Annotated in this window: 22 protein-coding genes and 1 pseudogene; 13 read left to right on the top strand and 10 right to left on the bottom strand. The window is 35.1% G+C overall.

Annotation, left to right across the window (positions count from 1 at the left end):
• Nucleotides 1–82 precede the first annotated feature (82 nt).
• Both O9307_RS01070 and O9307_RS01065 read left to right on the top strand, forming a co-directional pair.
• Nucleotides 83–622: a DUF6452 family protein gene (locus O9307_RS01070; RefSeq protein ID WP_298294416.1), complete on the top strand. Its 540-nt coding sequence runs from the start codon at nucleotides 83–85 to the stop codon at nucleotides 620–622.
• Entirely contained in the window at nucleotides 594–1,427 is an 834-nt protein-coding gene (locus O9307_RS01065) for a DUF6048 family protein (protein ID WP_298294413.1), read from the top strand. The genes O9307_RS01070 and O9307_RS01065 overlap by 29 nt, the downstream gene beginning before the upstream one ends.
• A gap of 95 nt (nucleotides 1,428–1,522) precedes the next feature.
• On the opposite strand, the gene O9307_RS01060 is transcribed toward O9307_RS01065, so the two are convergent.
• The 3 genes from O9307_RS01060 to O9307_RS01050 form a co-directional block, all read right to left on the bottom strand.
• Nucleotides 1,523–2,980 carry an ATP-binding protein gene (locus O9307_RS01060; protein ID WP_298294410.1) on the bottom strand — a complete coding sequence of 486 codons (1,458 nt, stop codon included), beginning with the start codon at nucleotides 2,978–2,980 and terminating at the stop codon, nucleotides 1,523–1,525.
• Nucleotides 2,981–3,193: 213 nt separating this feature from the next.
• Entirely contained in the window at nucleotides 3,194–3,430 is a 237-nt protein-coding gene (locus O9307_RS01055; protein ID WP_298294407.1) for a hypothetical protein, read from the bottom strand.
• Between the two features lie 105 nt (nucleotides 3,431–3,535).
• Nucleotides 3,536–4,714: a THUMP domain-containing protein gene (locus tag O9307_RS01050; RefSeq protein WP_298294403.1), complete on the bottom strand. Its 1,179-nt coding sequence runs from the start codon at nucleotides 4,712–4,714 to the stop codon at nucleotides 3,536–3,538.
• Between the two features lie 111 nt (nucleotides 4,715–4,825).
• Between O9307_RS01050 and O9307_RS01045 the strand changes: the two genes are divergently transcribed.
• The 11 genes and pseudogenes from O9307_RS01045 (at nucleotide 4,826) to O9307_RS00995 (ending at nucleotide 12,668) form a co-directional block, all read left to right on the top strand.
• Nucleotides 4,826–5,590, top strand: coding sequence for a class I SAM-dependent methyltransferase (locus tag O9307_RS01045; protein WP_298294400.1), 765 nt, complete (start codon nucleotides 4,826–4,828; stop codon nucleotides 5,588–5,590).
• Nucleotides 5,591–5,627: 37 nt separating this feature from the next.
• Entirely contained in the window at nucleotides 5,628–6,296 is a 669-nt protein-coding gene (locus tag O9307_RS01040; RefSeq protein ID WP_298294397.1) for a ZIP family metal transporter, read from the top strand.
• Nucleotides 6,297–6,524: 228 nt separating this feature from the next.
• Complete coding sequence (gene murQ, locus O9307_RS01035) at nucleotides 6,525–7,349, top strand: N-acetylmuramic acid 6-phosphate etherase (protein WP_298294394.1); 825 nt, start codon at nucleotides 6,525–6,527, stop codon at nucleotides 7,347–7,349.
• Nucleotides 7,350–7,362: 13 nt separating this feature from the next.
• Nucleotides 7,363–7,584, top strand: coding sequence for a DUF6095 family protein (locus O9307_RS01030; protein WP_298294391.1), 222 nt, complete (start codon nucleotides 7,363–7,365; stop codon nucleotides 7,582–7,584).
• Nucleotides 7,585–7,673: 89 nt separating this feature from the next.
• On the top strand, nucleotides 7,674–7,904 hold the full coding sequence (locus O9307_RS01025) for a hypothetical protein (RefSeq protein WP_298294388.1): 231 nt from the start codon (nucleotides 7,674–7,676) through the stop codon (nucleotides 7,902–7,904).
• Nucleotides 7,905–7,921: 17 nt separating this feature from the next.
• Nucleotides 7,922–8,203: pseudogene (locus O9307_RS01020) on the top strand (type II toxin-antitoxin system RelE/ParE family toxin); the annotation flags it as partial.
• Entirely contained in the window at nucleotides 8,191–8,763 is a 573-nt protein-coding gene (locus tag O9307_RS01015) for a pentapeptide repeat-containing protein (RefSeq protein WP_298294385.1), read from the top strand. The pseudogene O9307_RS01020 and the gene O9307_RS01015, both read left to right, overlap by 13 nt.
• Before the next feature lie 14 nt (nucleotides 8,764–8,777).
• Nucleotides 8,778–9,146, top strand: coding sequence for a DNA topoisomerase IV (locus O9307_RS01010; RefSeq protein ID WP_298294382.1), 369 nt, complete (start codon nucleotides 8,778–8,780; stop codon nucleotides 9,144–9,146).
• 43 nt (nucleotides 9,147–9,189) lie between these two features.
• Nucleotides 9,190–9,957, top strand: a complete 768-nt coding sequence (locus O9307_RS01005; RefSeq protein WP_298294379.1) for a TerC family protein — start codon at nucleotides 9,190–9,192, stop codon at nucleotides 9,955–9,957.
• Between the two features lie 193 nt (nucleotides 9,958–10,150).
• Nucleotides 10,151–12,067, top strand: a complete 1,917-nt coding sequence (locus O9307_RS01000) for a DUF294 nucleotidyltransferase-like domain-containing protein (RefSeq protein WP_298294376.1) — start codon at nucleotides 10,151–10,153, stop codon at nucleotides 12,065–12,067.
• 1 nt (nucleotide 12,068) lies between these two features.
• A complete protein-coding gene (locus O9307_RS00995; RefSeq protein WP_298294373.1) occupies nucleotides 12,069–12,668 on the top strand; it encodes a 3'-5' exonuclease in 600 nt (199 codons plus the stop codon).
• On the opposite strand, the gene O9307_RS00990 is transcribed toward O9307_RS00995, so the two are convergent.
• Genes O9307_RS00990 through O9307_RS00960 form a run of 7 tightly spaced genes read right to left on the bottom strand, consistent with a single transcriptional unit; the run spans nucleotide 12,665 to nucleotide 18,076 of the window.
• A complete protein-coding gene (locus tag O9307_RS00990; protein ID WP_298294370.1) occupies nucleotides 12,665–13,156 on the bottom strand; it encodes a 4'-phosphopantetheinyl transferase superfamily protein in 492 nt (163 codons plus the stop codon). The genes O9307_RS00995 and O9307_RS00990 overlap by 4 nt on opposite strands.
• 8 nt (nucleotides 13,157–13,164) lie before the next feature.
• Nucleotides 13,165–13,422, bottom strand: a complete 258-nt coding sequence (locus O9307_RS00985; protein WP_298294367.1) for an acyl carrier protein — start codon at nucleotides 13,420–13,422, stop codon at nucleotides 13,165–13,167.
• A 19-nt stretch (nucleotides 13,423–13,441) separates the two neighbouring features.
• The gene (locus tag O9307_RS00980; protein WP_298294365.1) at nucleotides 13,442–14,719 is read right to left on the bottom strand and encodes a beta-ketoacyl-[acyl-carrier-protein] synthase family protein; all 1,278 of its coding nucleotides are present in this window, start codon (nucleotides 14,717–14,719) and stop codon (nucleotides 13,442–13,444) included.
• A 34-nt stretch (nucleotides 14,720–14,753) separates the two neighbouring features.
• Nucleotides 14,754–15,185, bottom strand: a complete 432-nt coding sequence (locus tag O9307_RS00975; protein WP_298294363.1) for a 3-hydroxyacyl-ACP dehydratase FabZ family protein — start codon at nucleotides 15,183–15,185, stop codon at nucleotides 14,754–14,756.
• A 3-nt stretch (nucleotides 15,186–15,188) separates the two neighbouring features.
• A complete protein-coding gene (locus O9307_RS00970; RefSeq protein ID WP_298294361.1) occupies nucleotides 15,189–16,241 on the bottom strand; it encodes a type III polyketide synthase in 1,053 nt (350 codons plus the stop codon).
• Entirely contained in the window at nucleotides 16,238–16,957 is a 720-nt protein-coding gene (locus O9307_RS00965) for a methyltransferase domain-containing protein (protein ID WP_298294358.1), read from the bottom strand. The genes O9307_RS00970 and O9307_RS00965 overlap by 4 nt, the downstream gene beginning before the upstream one ends.
• Nucleotides 16,958–18,076, bottom strand: a complete 1,119-nt coding sequence (locus O9307_RS00960) for an FAD-dependent oxidoreductase (RefSeq protein ID WP_298294355.1) — start codon at nucleotides 18,074–18,076, stop codon at nucleotides 16,958–16,960.
• Nucleotides 18,077–18,102: the final 26 nt, after the last annotated feature.

Below are 18,102 nucleotides of genomic sequence, written 5' to 3'. Positions count from 1 at the left end.
TAGCCTGCACTGAGGTATCGAAGTGTGGTAAAAAAAACAATTTAATTTTAAAAAACTTATCCGTATAAATAAATAGTTTTAAATGAAAAAAATAACGCTTTTACTGTTGGTGTTTTGTTTCTCTTTTTCGAGTTGTGAGAAAGATGATATTTGCGATGCCAATACGCCTACTACACCTAGAATGGTGATTAAATTCTTCGATATCAACAATCCAACGATTGAAAAAAAAGTAACGAATTTGAAAGTAATTGGAGAAGGAATGACCGATGGTGTGATCTTTAATCCTACGGCGACTGGAGTGTCAAAATATTTAGCCAATACGGCGACCATTTCGATTCCCCTGAAAACCAATGCCACTAAGACTACTTTTAGTTTTATACTAAATTCTGGTAGTACTAATGCCGCTTTGGTTAATACGGATGTGATTCAATTCAACTACACCACCAGCGAAGTCTATATTTCTAGAGCTTGTGGTTTCAAAACCTTGTTCGAAATGAATGCTAACCCTCCATTTGTTCATTCGGATGGACCAGCTTCTGACACCAAGTGGATGAAAGAAGTTCAATTGCAAAAAACTAACATAAACAACGAAAATGAAACACATCTTTCTATCTTTTTTTAGTGGCTGCTTGCTCTTTTCTTTGTTTACCGTTCAAGCACAAGAAACGACTTCGACTACTACACCTCTTAAAGCTAACAATATCCTTCCTGCAAAACCCAAGCAAGAATTAGAAAAGTTACCAACCCAAAAAAAGGACACTGTTGTTCCTCCAAAATTCAATCGCTATGGTCTAAGAGTAGGTGCTGACTTATACAAACTGACCAGAGGTTTGTACGACAGTAACTATAAAGGAATTGAGTTGGTGGGAGACTACCGCATAACGAAAAAATATTTTTTGGCTGCCGAATTGGGTACTGAAAACAAAACCACCGAAGACGACCGACTAACTTCAACCGCCAAAGGTTCTTACCTAAAAGCAGGATTTGATTATAACGCTTACGAAAACTGGTTGGATATGGAAAACATCATCTCGATTGGGATGCGTGCTGGTTTTTCTAGCTTTAGTCAAGAATTGAACAGCTACAAAATCTACAATCCTAATCCGTATTGGGGAGAAGTACCTCCTGTAGCTGCTGGTGAAAAATACAATGGTTTGTCAGCTACTTGGATAGAAGTTGTCGCTGGCGTAAAAGCCAAAGTCTTCAATAACATCTTTGTAGGTTTTAGTTTGCGATTGAACCGCTTAATTACCAACAAAACTCCAAGTGGATTTGATAATTTGTACATTCCAGGTTTTAACCGAACGTATAATGGTGATTTTGGCGTAGGCTTCAATTACACCGTTTCGTACTTTGTTCCGCTATACAAGAAAAAAGTACTTCCTGCTGAAATAGAAAAAAAAGAAGAGAAAAAGCCGAAGAAATAGCAAAAGGCAAAAGGCAGAAAGCAGAAGGAATAAAAAAAGCGTTTTTACGATTTGTAAAAACGCTTTTTTATTGTTCACAAGGGAACCTCAATTATCTATTCATTCATCCAAGTGTTTTTTTGGACTAACGTAACAACTCCAATATTGTATGCATAAATCGCTGCTGGAACGAAGGTAATATTTAAGTTGCCTATCGTTTTGTTTCCCGCTTGATCCATAGTCGTTACTAAACTTGCTTTAAAATTGTTCTGTTCACAAAAATGAAGCAAACTCTTTAATTCTTGAGGCTTCTCAAAATAGCGATTGCTCCATTTTATTTCTACACACCATTGGGGTTTGAAAAGTTTAGTATCAATCAATACGATATCCACTTCCCCTTCAGATCGTCCCATTTTCCAGCGCGCATATTTCAAATCAAGATTTTCTCGATGCATCCATTGAGAAAAAATGGCTGTTTCTACCATATTTCCTGTTTCAGTATCTGTTTCTTGAATAGGTGAAAACAAAGCCGTTCGTAAAGATGGATTCGTAAGATAGACTTTAAAAGTAGTAATACGCTTGAACTTTTTGGCATTATCATCAATTTTATGAATAACTTTTATCAAAAAAGCAGCTTCAAGATATTCTAGATACTTTCTAATGGTGTCTTTTAGAATACCACTGTCTTTAGCTAAACGTTCAAAAGAAAATTCGTTTCCAGTATTATAAGCCAAATAACTAAAAAAACTATTTAGTTCTTGCACGTCTTTAATTCCATATAAACTTGGTAAATCTCGCAATAACACCTTGTCGACAATATCACTCTTAACATAACGTCCCATATCACTTTGGATTTTTTCGGAGAGTACTACTTCTGGATAACCTCCAAAATTGAGATAGTGAAAAAATTCTTTGTTCAAGGCTTTATTGTCGTGAGTGGTAAAAAAAGGGATCTCTTTTCCGTTATAAAAAATCGACTTGGATTGCACTAAATGATGTAAGCCTTTAAGATGAATGTATTCGTGAAAAGTTAGCGGAGGCAACATAAAATCAGTAAATCTACCAGCGCCACTTTCTGAACTTTGCAAACGAAGAGCCGCAGCGGCAGAACCTGAAACTATAAACTTCGTTTTTGGATAAGTATCTACTAAAACTTTTAAGTGTCTCTCCCAATCTTTTAAATATTGAATCTCGTCAAAAAACACAAAACACCCTTCGAGGTTGTCAAGATTAACTGCTTTTTTTACGAGTTGTAAAATATCTTCTAAACCTAAATGCATATATATTGGATTATCAATCCCAATAAAAAATATTTTTTGAGGCGAAATGTTTTCTGCAATCAATTCCTGAATTGCGTGAAACATCATAACGGTCTTACCTACTCTCCTTGGCCCCATCAAAACTACAGCACGTTTTATCTCCGTTTCTTTTACAAAGGGATAAAACACATCAAAATACAAACGTTTGGACATGTTTTGATAAAGCTCTTGCACTTGTCCAGAAACCCACCAAGGGTTTTCATACTGTAATCGCTCTATCCTTTTGGATGTTGGAATAACACTATTAAAATCCATAATATCTTTTATTTAAACACAAAAATATAAAATAAGAACAATAAAAAAGTCTTATTTATACATTTTATTTCAAAATAAAAAGTATAAAAATAAAATAACATCTAATTTAAACGTAACACATTGTGACTTACCAATTAAAAAAGCGTTTTTACACAAAGTAAAAACGCTTTTTTTTCTGCTTGAAACGAGCAATCAGTTCTATAACTGAAAATATTACCCTATGATTCGAACTCCTTTAAGAAAAATCCAAGACATAAATAGTTTCTCGCCATCTTTAGTTTTAACCGCTTGAAATTTAGGTGATAAAATTGTACCAATAACAAATGCCGTTAACGGAATCCAAAACCCTGTCAAACCTGTGTAGGTTCCCACTAAATAGCGAAAACCAACAAACAAAATGGCAAAACAGCCCAATTGGTATAGAAATGCTCGTACTTGTAATTTCGTCATATCAGTCCCCTATCCTGCCGTGGCGGGAAATCCTATTAGGGGTAAATAGGTTTTATATTTGACTATTAAACTTAAAATAAATCCTTTTCAACTTTACTTGCAGGACTATATTCCCTCTTCGGGGGTTAGGGGGCTTTGAAACTTGGTTCTTTTACTTCCTTCATACATTTCGTATTTCACCAAACGCGCTTCTAAACTAGCATTAAACAATTTGATTTTTCGGGAAGGTTTTAAACCGACAAATTTCAAAGCATCTAAGTTCGCGGTAATAAACCACGCATTGGTTCCAGGATAATTTTTCTTCAAAGTATCGCCAATGTTTTTATAAAATTCTTCCATATGAATATCCAATCGCTCGTCATACGGCGGATTGAAAACCATATGCAATTTGCCTTCGGTAGTTTTCGCGGTATCAAAAAAGTTTTCTTCAACAACCTTTACGTATTCGTCTAAATTAGCATTTTTGATATTGTCTTTGGCTTTTTGAACCGCACTTGGTGCTTTGTCATAGCCTGTGATCGTGTAATGAAACTCTTTTACTTTTTTCAGCAAACTGTCCATAATTTGGTCAAACAAATCATTATCCCAATCCTTCCATTTTTCAAAAGCAAATTCTTTTCGGTTGATATTGGCTGGAATATTACATGCAATCATTGCGGCTTCCGCCAAAAATGTCCCTGAACCACACATCGGATCCAAAAAGTGCCCTTGTCCTTCCCAACCTGATAATAATAAAATTCCCGCGGCCAAAACTTCATTGATAGGAGCAATATTCGTAGCTGTTCTGTAACCACGTTGGTGCAAGGAATTTCCAGAAGTATCCAATGCCACCGAAACTTGGTCTTTGCCAATATGAATGTTGATTCGTAAATCAGGAAAAGCTTTGTCAATGCTTGGACGTTGCCCTGTGCGTTCTCTAAACTGATCTACAATCGCGTCCTTACACTTTTGAGACACAAACTCCGAATGATTAAAATGATCCGAATGAACCGTAGCATCGATCACAAACGTTTGATTAGCATTAAGATATTTCAACCAATTGACACTTGCAATACCTTTATATAAAGCTGCTTCGTTAGTCGCTCTAAACGAATAAATCGGTTTTAACACCTTTAATGCAGTACGCAAAGACAAATTTGCTTTGTACATAAATCCTTTATCACCCTTAAAACTTACCATTCGTATGCCTTGCTCAACCTCTTGCGCACCCAATTGACGCAACTCTTTGGCCAATACTTCTTCAAAACCAAAAAAAGTTTTGGCTATCATTTTAAAATTCTCCATCCTATGCTATATTCCAATTATTAAATTCCAAATTCCAAACGGTTTGAAATAGTATATTTTCTGCAAAAATACACTAAATTTGCCGGACTTAAATTAAATGAAAACGAATAAATGTCCGAAGACCATAAACCCACTTTGAAAAATCCTGAGCAATCGACCAAAAATTGGTTTACCTCTTGGTTTGATACTCCTTACTATCACATCCTTTATAAAGAACGTAATTATCGAGAGGCACAAATTTTTATGGATAATTTGACGCACTATCTCAACTTACCTGAAAAAGCAAAAGTTTTAGATTTGGCCTGTGGCAAAGGGAGACACGCCATCTACTTAAGTCAATTGGGCTACACCGTTTTGGGAGCCGATTTGTCAGAGAACAGCATTGCCGAAGCGAGCAAAAACAGCAACACCCATCTATCCTTCAAAGTGCATGACATGCGCGAACCTTTTGAAGAAAAATTTGACGCTATTTTCAATTTATTTACCAGTTTTGGCTATTTTGAAGACGAAGCCGATAATCTAAAAACCTTGATTGCCATTAAAGAAAGTTTAACTGAAACCGGATTTGCTGTAATCGATTTTATGAATGTGAATCAAGTCATTGAAACCCTAGTTCCCGAAGAAGTTAAAACGGTAGACCAAATCGATTTTCATATCAAACGATATGTAAAAGAAGGACATATTTACAAAGAAATTAGCTTTGAAGACCAAGGACAACATTTTCATTTCACCGAAAAAGTAAGAGCTTTTAGTTTAAAAGATTTCCAAGATTTAATGGATGAAGCGGGCATATATTTGTTGGATATTTTTGGCGATTACAAGCTAAAAAAATTCCACAAAACCGATAGCGAACGTTTAATCATGATTTTCAAATAAATTAAACATCCAAACCTTAAACTTTAAACCCCAAAAAATGAATTACCTCTTGCCTTTAATCGCAGTAATCCTAGGGTATGTCTTGGCATTAGTATTCAAACCCAAAAAGAAAACCAATTTAAAACTTTTATTGGCTTTTAGTGGTTCGTTTTTGTTATCCATCACCGTAATCCATCTTTTGCCAGAGGTCTATGCGACCAAAAACGAGACCATTGGTATTTATATCATGATGGGGATTTTGTTCCAAATAATTTTAGAATTCTTTTCTAAAGGAGCTGAACACGGTCACGTACATGGTCATGACAAAATGAGTCAAATACCTTGGTTATTGTTTATTAGTCTTTGCATACACGCTTTTTTAGAAGGGTTTCCTGTAGGACATCATCATGACTTAGCCATCGGAATTGCTATTCATCATCTACCTATTGCCATAATTTTGACAACCTTTTTCGTACAAGCACAACTCAACCGAATAGCTATTTTAATTTTTATGGTGACATTTGCCATGATGACACCCCTAGGAACGTTAGCTGCTGATTTTTTACCAGATTTACAACAATATACAACCGAAATAACAGCCATTGTCATAGGAATTCTGTTTCACATCTCCTCTACCATCATTTTCGAAAGTAGCGAAGGACACAAATTCAACGTAGCCAAAATATCAATGATTATTCTGGGAATCGCCCTAGGTTTTTTTATTTAAAATGATAATTTGGGCGTGCCCCCATGCAGCAAAGGGGCTTATTTATAGCACCGTTTATAAAGCCCCTTTACTGCATGCGGTCGGGCATTCCGCGCTACTTCGGTAGCTTGCTGCAAATGAATTCACTGAACACCTAAGCAAATATATGTATAGTGAAGTAATCCCTCACGCAAAAGAAAATGGTATTCATTAAATCCTTATTTTTACATAAAAAAGTTTTATTTCATTATGAGCTTCACTAGAACAACCGAACAATCCTCAAAATACGAACATTTAGAAAAAATGTCCATTCAGGAATTGCTACACAATATCAATCAAGAAGATCAAACAGTCCCTTTAGCGGTTGCAAAAGCACAACCTCAAATCGAAAACTTAATTAACGAAATTGTAGCTAAAATGAAACTAGGAGGACGCCTTTTTTATATCGGCGCAGGAACTTCAGGACGATTAGGTGTGGTCGATGCTTCAGAATGTCCACCTACTTTTGGCGTTCCTTTTGATTTAGTTGTAGGCATCATAGCGGGTGGTGACAAAGCCATTCGAAGAGCCGTAGAAAATGCCGAAGATGACGCAGAACAAGCTTGGTTAGATCTAAAACAACATAATATTAACGAAAACGATGTGGTTATTGGTATTGCTGCTTCTGGCACAACTCCTTATGTAATTGGCGGTTTAAAAGCCTGCAATGAAAACCACATCAGTACAGGAAGCATTTCCTGCAACGCTGGAAGTCCATTGTCACAAACTGCCAAATTTCCGATTGAAGTTATAGTGGGACCAGAATTTATAACTGGAAGTTCCAGAATGAAAGCGGGTACCGCTCAAAAATTAGTCCTTAACATGATTTCGACAGCTACTATGATTCAGCTAGGCAAAGTAAAAGGCAACAAAATGGTCGATATGCAATTGAGTAATGCTAAATTAGTAGATCGCGGCGTTAAAATGATTATGGAAGAGATCCCTGTTTCTTACGAAAAAGCATCCGAATTATTGGAAAAATATGGAAGTGTTCGAAAAGCAGTGGATAACGCTAACCTCCAATTAAACTTTTAAAATACAACTTTAAATGGCGACCAACAAAGACTTTTTATCCAAGGGAATCAAATATTTATCGGGAGCTTTACCCTTACTCTTCCTAGGGCCGTCTATCATTTATAACGCCTTTATGAATCAACATACGAATTGGCATTATTTGGTGCTTGCGGTAGGAATTACAGCGTGTTTGGGCGCTATGTATTTAATGTTTACAGGCCTTAGATGGATTATGAAAGCTTTATTCAACGATTGAAGAAGTTAGTGTCTTACATAAAAAAAAGGGGGCTTTCTCAAAATACTGAATAATAAAGATAAATTGTATATTTACAAAAATTGTATCACATGGATATTCGTGCTGACATAAACTGGATTCATCAAGAAATCGATAAGGTAAACGACCTTAATTTTATTGAAAAAATAAAACGCCTTTTAGAAACAATCAACACTTCCAAAGAAGCTACTGCAGCTGAATACAATGCAGATATTGATGCCGCTTTAAAAAGCATCAATGATGGTGCATACTACACTCAAGACGAGGCGAAAAATCTTTCAAAAAAATGGGGAAGGAAATAATCTAGTCAAAAAATGCTTTAGAACAATTAGAGGATATCCATTTTTACATTTTCTTTGAAAGTAAATCGATTCAAATTGCAGATAAAGTAATTGCAACCATTTTTGACAGTACTGAAATTTTAAAAACTCAACCCGAAATTTACAAACTCGACAGCAACAAAGTTAACAACGACGGAACCTTTAGAGTATATTACATTTATGATTACAGCATTTCATATAGAATATCCGACTCAACCATTCAAATTCTTCGGATAAGACATACTGCCAGAAAATCTAAAAAATTGCCATGGAAAACCTAATTAACGTTCAAAAAACCTTCGAAAAAGTCATTGCTGTTGATCAAAAAATAAACCATCGCGAGTTTGAAGATTGCGTTTTTAAAAACTGTGATTTCTCCAATAGTTATTTTTGCAACAATACCTTTATGGACTGCGAGTTTATAGACTGCAATTTATCTATGGTGCAACTTGCTGGCAGTAGCTTAAAAACCGTTCGTTTCAAAAACTGTAAACTCTTGGGCATTCAATTTCAAGGATGCGATGATTTTTTATTCGATGTGGGTTTTCAAGATAGTGTGTTGGATTACGCTTCTTTTGCTAATAAAAAAATGCCTAAAACCCAATTTTCAGGATGTTCGCTAAAAGAAGTAACTTTCATTGGGACACAACTGAACAATAGTGTGTTTGATAATTGCAATCTTGACCGTGCGATTTTTAATGATACTCAATTGGCAGGAGCCGATTTTAGAACCGCCTACAATTACAACATCGACCCAGAATTCAATCCGATGAAAAAAGCTAAATTTACAACACAAGGAATCGTAGGCCTTTTGGATAAATACGATATTAAAATTGAATAATAATAGAACTACACATGAAAAAAATATTTTACCTCTCACCACTTTTACTTTTGATTTCCTGTTATAATGTAGACCGCAAATGCTCCGATTTTAAAACCGGAAAATTCAAATTTGAATACGAAGTAAATGGTGTCAAAAAAATAACCTTTTTTGAACGCAAAGACAGCATCGAAATTGAAACTTTTGAAGGAAAAACAGATACAGCAACGATTCGTTGGGTCAACGATTGCGAGTATGTTTTACAAAAAAAACACCCAAAAAACATGGCTGAAGAAAAAGCCATACAAATGAAAATTTTAACCACAACAGCTAATTCCTACACCTTCGAATTTGGAATGATTGGATCGGATGCCAAACAAACAGGTACCGTTACTAAACTTTAGTGCTTAATTAAAAAAGTAAATCTTAACTTTTAACAAAACCCAAATGGGAGTATTTCTGAATCCTGATGCATGGATTGCCTTATTAACCTTGACATTTCTTGAAATTGTTTTAGGGATAGACAACATAATTTTTATTTCGATTGCCACTGGAAAATTACCCGAAGAAAAACGCAAAAAAGCTACCAAAATCGGAATGTTTTTGGCCATGTTCATGCGAATCGCTTTATTATTTGGAATCAATTTGTTGATACAAATGAAAAAACCTTGGCTTACTATTGACTGGGGATGGTTGCAAGCCGGAATTACAGGACAAAGTATCATTTTGCTTTTGGGTGGATTGTTCTTAATTTATAAAAGTACCAATGAAATCCGCGAAAAAGTAGACGAAAAAGGTCATGAAGAAAAAGAATTAGGTAAAGCTGCTACCAAATCTTTCCGAAGTGTTATTCTTCAAATTATCATGATCGATTTGGTCTTTTCTTTCGATAGTATTCTTACTGCGGTTGGGATGACCAATGGCGTTCCTGGAGCCATTTACATCATGATAACTGCTGTAATTGTATCGGTTTTCATCATGATGCAATTTGCTGTTCCGGTAGGTAATTTTGTAAACAAACATCCTTCTATCCAAATTTTAGGATTATCCTTTTTAATCTTGATTGGCTTTATGTTGTTGACAGAAAGTGCCCATTTATCCAATGCTTCAATTTTTGGAAGTCATGTCACGCCAGTACCCAAAGGTTATTTGTACTTTGCCATTTCATTTTCTTTATTCGTTGAAATATTGAATATGAAAACCAAAAAAAAGTAAACTATAAAAATTTGAAAATAATTTAATTTCAATATATACAGCTATTATTTGGAATAGGAGAGAAAACTATAAAGATTCTCTCCTATTTTTATATCAAAATATCTCAATTCTAATTCGTAATTCTAAAAAACGCATTATTTTATTTTACCCAATTTTACTATTTTTACGAAAGTTACTAACCTATCTTTGTGATATGAATACAATAGCTGAACGCATCGCCGACTTCTTAAAAGAATATCCACCTTTTAATAATTTAACGCTTAATGAACTTTCTGAGATTGCCTCTAGTATTAGAGTCATCCCTCTTGAAAAACACCAAACGTTATTTCAAATTAATGATAGTTTGCATGAATGTTTTTACGTTGTTGCATCTGGTACTATCAATTTATCAGTAATATATGATGCTGAGGAAACTTTATTAAATAAATGCCATCAAGGTGATATTTTTGGTTTGCGTCCTTTTTTCGCTAAAAATAATTACATGATGACATCAAAAGCGCGTGAAGAAAGTATTATTTACGCGATTCCGATTGCTACATTTAGACCTTTTGTTGCAAATAATTCATTGGTTTTAAACTTTTTATTAGAAAGCTTTGCCGCAACCTCTAGATATGCGAGTGATAAAGATAATAATGGAGGTAAATTGATTTCTGACAATGTTTTTTATCCTGATCAACAGTCCGATATTCAATATTTTCAATCTTTAACTTATAACAATTCACCTATAACAACAACTGCGCAAACCATTATTAAAGATATTGCTCAGTTAATGACGGAAGAAACTGTAAATAATGTTTTGGTTTGCGAAAATAATTTGCCAATTGGTATAGTTACCGATCGTGATATGCGTTCTAAAGTTGCGACCGGAAGGTATTTAATTACTGATACCATTGACAAAATTATGGATTCACCTGTAATCACAGTAGTAGAAAATGTTTCTTTAGCAGAAGCGCAATTGTTAATGCTAAAGCACAATGTTACACATCTTTGTGTTACTTTAGACGGAACTTCTCAATCTGTAGTGAAAGGAATCATCTCTGAACACGACTTAATCATTGCCCAAGCTAGCAATCCTGGTGTAATGATTAAAGAAATCAAGCGTGCTCTTGCTCCCAAGGATTTAAAACAAATTAGAGAACGACTTACCGATTTGATTCAAAATGCAATTTATAAAAATATCCCTCTTTATCATGTGGCCAATATTGCAAGTGAAATTAATTTAGCCATTATAAAAAGAAGTGTTGAGCTCTCCATTTTAGATTTGGGTTCGCCTCCTGCTCGTTTTGTTTGGTTAAGTCTTGGAAGCCAAGGTAGAAAAGAACAATTATTGTACACCGATCAAGATAGCATGTTGGTTTTTGAAGATGTTGAAGCAAACAAATATCGTGACGTAAAAGATTATTTTATCAAATTAGCCAAAAAAACTACTGCGACTTTAGAAAAAGTAGGTTATCCTTTGTGCCCTCAAAATCATATGGCAAGTAACTTACAATGGTGTAAATCATTGTCGGACTGGATCAAACAATACAATAGTTGCATGAATACTCCAGGTGAAAACAGCAACGATATGAGTAGTATTTTCTTTGATTATGAATTGGTTTTTGGAGATGATAAATTAGAAGAAGCTCTTGGCAATGTAGTGTTACAAAATGCAAAGAACAACAGCCTGTTTTTTGACTATTTGGGAAATGAAGTGCTTCGATATAATGCGCCTTTGACTTTTTTCAAGAAATTTATCACGGAAGAAGACGCTTTGAATAAAAATAAATTCGATATCAAATCTCGCGCTTTGATGCCATTAATCGATGGTGCAAGATTGTTTGCGTTACATTTTAACTTAAAAGGAATTAATAACACCTACTTAAGATTTAAGCAATTGGCTATTGTAGATGCTAAAAATGAAGAAATCTATTTAAATTGTGCCGATGCATTTATTACTTTATCTAAGTTCAGAACTGTCGAAGGGCTAAAAAATGATGATTCAGGACAATACATTTCTATAGCAGATATGTCCAAATTAGACAAAGAAAAATTAAAAGCGGCATTAGCACCAATGAAAGAATTGGAAGAATTAATAAAAGGAAAGTTCAAACTCACACAATTTTCATGATATGTTAGATTGGCTAAAAAACATAAACAAAGATTATCCAGATTTTTGGAAAGACTACTTAGCTAAGTTTGATGCTAAATCGAGCGATGTTATCGTTTTTTCAACCGAAACTTCAGGAATGAATCCAAACAAAGATGTTATCTTATCCATTGGTTCTTTTGGCATAGAAGACAACAGTATTGCTATCGGTAAAAGTTTTGAAGCGGCGTTGCTTCAATACAAATATCTTCACGATAACGGACTTCCCAATGAATTTATAGTGGATAGCAAGATGAAAAAACTGGTTGAACCAGACGCTATTCAAATGTTTGTTGATTATATTGGAAATGCGATACTGATAGGACATCACATTGATTTTGATGTGGAAATGATCAATGCTGCTCTAGAAAAAATCGGATGCGGAAGATTAAAAAACCAAGCCTTAGATATTGATGTGATGTACAGAAAAATCAATGATATTACTGATCGACAATTTTCGCTTGACGAACTATGCACCCTGTACAAAATTCCAAAAAGCGACAGGAATTCTTCATCCGAAGATGCGTATCGAATCGCTTTGTTATTTTTAAAGCTAAAAAACAAATTAGATTTAAACTTTTAAACTGCTAAAGTAATCCCGTTCCAAAATCGCCCATGATGCGTAATAGAAACGGGATTTTTTTTGTTTGAAATAGAATCCATCAAAAATGGAATTCCATCTTCCTTCAAGATGGGTTGTTCAGAAGAAAGCACTTGTATTTTTGAAAAAAAGAGCCTTTCACTCACTGCAACAGTATAAACACTACTTTCGGTTATTTCGGTTTGAGAAAAATAGGTTTGATGATTGATGCTTATTGTACCTTCAAATTCATTGATTACATTACATTCTAATAGAAGAGGAATAAACGCTCTGATTTGTGTACTTCTATTGAAAATTTTATAGGCTGCTTCTTTTCTAGTCCATAAATTCCAAACTAAGAGTTCTGGGTTTTCGGCATCAAGAATTAGCCTTTGCTCATTTATCGTAAAAATTTTATCCAAAAAACCTTTACGTTGCCAATTACTCTGACAACGTGCTACTTCTAAATCCACAATATCGTTCCCAATCATGACGTTACTTATTCCGCAAGTTTTGCATCAATAATTTCAAGAGCTGCTTTCACATTAATCATTCTTTCCATCGATTCGTTATCAATCATTATTTGGTATTTCTCTTCTATATCCAAAATTACATCGACTAAATTGGCTGAATTGATTTGTAAATCCTTGATGAAATCAGTCTCTTCTGTTAGTGAATCGAAGGCGTCTTGGTTTTGAATATAAGGCTTAATAATTTGCTTAAGCTCTTCAATTCTTGGGTTTTGATTAGTATCCATATAGTGTTACTTTGTAGTGTTAAATTGAATTCCATTTTTTAAAAATTATGCAGGCATTTACATCTCCAAATCCAAAACTTGCTTTAGCAATATACTGCATTTTTTTATGAATTAAACGTTGTGGGATTTGTGAAACTGCAATACATTTTATAATATCAGGATGTACGTCTTCACAATTGGAATTTGGAAAAATAAAATCGTGATGCAGTTCCAAAACGCTTGCTACACACTCAATACTCCCTGCTGCAGATAAGCAATGGCCTACCATCGATTTCAATGAATTGATATAGGGGAAATCTTTTCCTTTTAAATTTAGGGCTTGGCACCAATTTTCAATTTCAAAAGCGTCTTTGGCAGTAGCAGTCAAATGTCCGTTAATTGTATCTAAATCAGAAGCAGTAATCCCAGCATTAAGAAGAGCGTCTGTTATGCATTTTTGTACCGCAATTCCATTTGGAGCTGTCATTGAACCTTGTCCTCTTTGCCCACCAGAGTTGCAATTGCCACCCAAAATTTCGCCATAAATAGTGGCTCCACGTTCCAAAGCTGTTTCTAAATCTTCGATCACCAATGCTCCTGCTCCACTACTAGGAACAAAACCCGAAGCAGATGATGACATTGGTCTTGAGCCTTGTTCTGGATTTTGGTTGTGTTTAAAAGTACAGACTTTCATTGCATCAAATCCTCCCCAAATATAAGGACCTGAATCGCTGGTGCTCCCAACAAGCATTCGTTGGGCCAAACCCGATTGAATGCGTTCGAAACCCATCAAAATGCTTTCTGCGCCTGTGGTGCAAGCAGAAGAGTTAGTACTAACCTGATTACCTAATCCTAGCTTTCCGCCCAAATAAGCACTTACACCGCTGTTCATGGTTTGTGCCACGGCAGTACTTCCTAAACGACGGGTTTGCAAGTCGTCAATCTTATAAATACTCTCTCTAAATTTTTCAATTCCTGAGGTTCCAGTTCCAAAGATTGTTCCGCTGTTCCAATCTGGAATATCGTTCGTTTCTATGGTTAAGCCTGCATTTTTCCATGCTTCCATTCCAGCGATAACGCCATATAAAATTCCCGAGGCATTAAAATTTCTAAGTTCTAGGGGAGTGAAATAGTTGAGCGCAAGTTCGTCAGGAATAGTAGGTTTCCCAGAAATTTGACATGAAAAATCAAGACGTTCTAATTCGGGATCGTGTTGTATTCCAGAAACACCATTTTTTATGGCCTCAGTAAAATCGGGTACTCCTACTCCATTGGGAGCGACCACTCCTAACCCTGTAATCACTACTCTTTTTCTCATTTTAGCTTTAGCATTAAAGATTATAAAAGCTCAACTATAATTTCATCATACCAGAAATATAACCTTTGCAAACAGTTTCCTTCTTTTGATTTTCCATCCACACTTTGCACTTTAATTTACCAAAACGAAAGTAGACTTTTTCTGAAAAAACGGTTACGGTTTCGTTTGGATATACAGGTTTAATAAAATCAATTTCACTTGATGTTAAAGCAATTACGATGTCTTTTGTAAAGTTATCATTTAGAATAAAAATTCCCAAGCAAACTACACCAATTTGCGCCATAGTTTCGGTCAAAATAACGCCAGGCGTTACCGGATTGCCTACAAAATGCCCTTTGTAAAAATCCAAATCTTCTGCATATCTATAACTACCCTTAATGGCATTTTCATTAACATCAATAATGGTATCCACAAACAAAAAGGGTTTACTATAGGGTAATTTGGATATAATTTCTTGTGATTCCATTTTTTAAAATTGTAATAAAACTCTTTGCGCCGAAAAGCCTGGGCCAAAACTTAGCATCAGTCCTTTCGTTCCTTTAGCCGGTTTTTTATTCATAATTTCTTCCAAAACATAAAGTACTGTTGCGCTTGACATGTTTCCGTATAAACGCAAAACAGCTTTGGTCTCTTCAATATCTTTTCCTAAACCTTCAAAAAGCGTTTCTACCGTTTGAATGATTTTTTTTCCACCTGGATGGAAAATCAAATAATCCATATCTGAAATAGTCAACTGATATTGTGCTAAAAATGGATGAATAATTGCTGGAAAATGACTCGCAATGGTCTCCGGAACGGCACTATCAAGCACCATTTGCAAACCTGAATTGGTCAATTCAAATCCCATCATGTCAATAGCGTCATAAAAATGATACATTTCCTCGCCAATGATTTCTGGACCTTCATCTAAATCATTGGAAGAAAGCAATACACAAGCAGCTCCGTCTCCAAAAATTGCTGCGCTCACAATATTGGCCATGGAAAAATCATCCAATTGAAAAGTTGCTGTTGGACTTTCGACCGCAATAACAACGGCTCTTTTTCCAGGATTGGCTTTTAGGAAGTTTTTGGCGTAAATAATACCCGATATTCCAGCGGCACACCCCATTTCGGTTACAGGTAAACGAACCACATCTTGACGCAATTTCAAACTATTGATTAAGTAAGCATCAAGTGATGGAATCATAATTCCTGTGCAACTTACGGTAATTATGAAATCAATGTCGGTAGCTTTCCATTCGGCTTGGAGCAATGCTTTTTGCAATACTTTCTCTCCTAATGTGATGACTTCACGGACATAAATGGCATTTCTTTCAGTAAACGAAGTCTTTGTAAACACCTCTACAGGATCCATGATAGAATAGCGTTTATCGACAGCCGCACCTTCGAATATTTTTTTGACTTTTCGAATAAATCGCTCGTCTTGACCTTCGAGCCAAGCATCCAAAAAAGGAATAATTTCTTCGGTAGCCTTTGAATAGTTCGGTAATTGTTTGGCTACGGTACAAATTTTTACACTCATAATTTTGAAATTATCCATTGGTATCTAAATGCCCATCTCCAACGAATGGACCACTTATTAAAATTCATTTGATTTGAAAAACGAATCAATTCTTCTTTAGTAAAACCTCTTAAAATAGAGATCAATCCGTCTTCACGTGACATCGTATTAAGACGAAAAACAACACACAAAAGCTGGAATAATCGATACGCTAAACCGCTTCGCTGCAAATCATTAATGACTATTCCTAATCGTGAATTTCTATAAAACAAAGGCAGTAAATATTCGATTTCCTCGTTTTTAAAATGATGCAAAGTCAAGGTACACAAAAATAAATCTGCTTTTACCTCTTTGAATGAAGTATCAAAAATATCCTCACAGCGAAAAGAAATATTTTCGTAAGCAGCAGACAATTGTTGGGCATGATTCACCGTAAACCTATTGGCATCAATCCCGATTAATTCGACTACTAAACCTGATTTTTGTGCATATTGAGCTAAGGTACGCAACATGTCACCATTTCCGCACCCTATATCCACAATTGTGATGGTTTCATTGAGGGAAATAGCGCCAAGTAACTGTTTTACTCCATCGAGAGTGACTTTATTACCTCCTAAAAATTGGTTGATGGAAGCTATTTTATCCAAAGCCTCTCTAAGTTCTTCTCCTTCAAGAGAAAAATCATCCATAATTTCTGTGGAAGTAGTTCTGTATGTTGTGGGGACTCTAAAATTCATTTACGAAATGGGTGTACCATGAGTACGTTTGATGATTTGTTTGATGATAAAAGGAAAAAAAATAATTACTTGCAGAACGAGTAATGTTAAAATCGGTTGTTCTAAAATAGCGCTTAAGTTTCTTCCCATGCGTAATCGTCCTTTGAAATTGGAATTCCAAGTTGCAATATACTTACTTTCTAACACCTCTCTACTGTTTTTATTGCTAAGAAAATAAACACTCAATTCAGATGCTATTTTGGCACTATGAATCGCCATCGCCATTCCGTTACCGCACAAAGGATGAATGAGTCCAGCGGTATCGCCAATCATCAAAACATGATCTGACACAGGTTCTTTCTTTTCAAATGAAATTTGACTTATCGTTAATGGTTTATCAAAAACAGGAATCGAAGTTTGTAAAATTTGTTTCAGTTTACGATTTTTGAACAGTACCTCTTTTTGAAAATCGGCTATGTTTTTATACCGTTTAAAATCTTTATAATTGGTGATATAACATATATTGATTTGGTTATTCTCTACTTTGGAAACTCCGCAATAGCCGCCTTTAAAATGATACAAACCCACGACATCTTCTGGGAAATCGCCTTTATAATGATTTTTGACCGCTAACCAAGGGGATTGTTTTTGAATGAATGATCTGTGGAAGTAATAATCTAAATTGGCTCTTTTGCCAAAGGCACCTAAAACAATTTTGGCTAAATATTTTTCTTGATTTTGCGTAGTGACGATGAACTGATTCTCTTCAAAAACACAACTCTCTACTGTATTTTTTATAATGTTACAACCACTTTCAATCGCTTTTTGATACAAGATGTAATCTAAGGTGTAGCGACTGATGCCAAAACCACCTAAAGGCAATTTCTGATGCAAACTCGTACCATATAAAGTCGCAAATTCTAATTGAGTAATCGAAGTAGGATGCGCATTTTGAATAGGAATTCCCAAAGACTCTAGATAAGGTTTGACTTCATTAGAAATGTATTCGCCACAGACTTTATGTTTGGGGTATTCGTTTTTTTCGACAATAGTTACTGAAATTCCGTTTTGAGATAAGTGAATTCCAGCAGTCAATCCTGCTAAACCTCCCCCAATTATTACAATTTCTGTGTTAACCATATGGGTAAATTTAATGAAATGTTTTG

The sequence above is a fragment of the Flavobacterium sp. genome (genome assembly GCF_027531905.1).
Lineage (GTDB): Bacteria > Bacteroidota > Bacteroidia > Flavobacteriales > Flavobacteriaceae > Flavobacterium.
Note: the sequence above shows the minus strand (reverse complement) of the source record. Positions and strands in the feature narration are given on the sequence as shown.